Source organism: Methanobrevibacter oralis, assembly GCF_001639275.1.
Classification (GTDB): domain Archaea; phylum Methanobacteriota; class Methanobacteria; order Methanobacteriales; family Methanobacteriaceae; genus Methanocatella; species Methanocatella oralis.
In genome coordinates this window covers 1-605 of the sequence record NZ_LWMU01000029.1, presented here as the reverse complement: position 1 = coordinate 605, position 605 = coordinate 1, and the positions used below count along the sequence as shown (strand labels likewise).

1 protein-coding gene is annotated in these 605 nt (G+C 29.4%); it reads left to right on the top strand.

What is annotated here, in order from left to right:
- Positions 1–15: 15 nt before the first annotated feature.
- Positions 16–605: transposase (locus tag MBORA_RS00645; protein WP_156482683.1), on the top strand; the 590-nt coding region annotated here is incomplete at its 3' end.

Sequence of the window (605 nt, the reverse complement as noted above, 5' to 3'; positions counted from 1 at the left end):
ATAGTTAGTTTTGGTATGAAAGTTAATTTAATTGATGGAGAGTGTGTTGCTGTTGATGGAACGATTGTTAAAGCAAATGCCAGTAATTTCCGTTTAATTAGAATCGAAGAAATTGAATTTTTGGAAGATCTTATTTTAACTTATGGTTCAAATTGGGCTAAAAATGGTGTTTGGTGGATGTTAAGTCGATATTTTTCCAATAAAGCTAAATTCAGAAGGATGGTGCCATTAATTGATGAAATACATTTTAAATTAAATTATGAGGCTATTAAACTTTTGAAAATTGCTTTGATTAGTGTTGAAAAACAAGAGTATATTTTTAGTTTATTATGCTATTTAAAGGCAAAATATGATGGAATGCACACTATTAGTTTAACTGACCCTGATTCAAGGTGGATGAAAGATAAAAAAGGTAATTATGGTCTTAATTATAATTATCAAGTTGCAATAGACAGTAAAACAGGAATGGTTGTTGCCCAATACTTAACAACGAATCCAACTGACCACAATGAACTTCTACCAATGTTATATGAAATAAAATCTAATTTAAACCAACATCCCAGAGTTGTTTTAGCAGACACTGCATATTTACAAGACATATCATT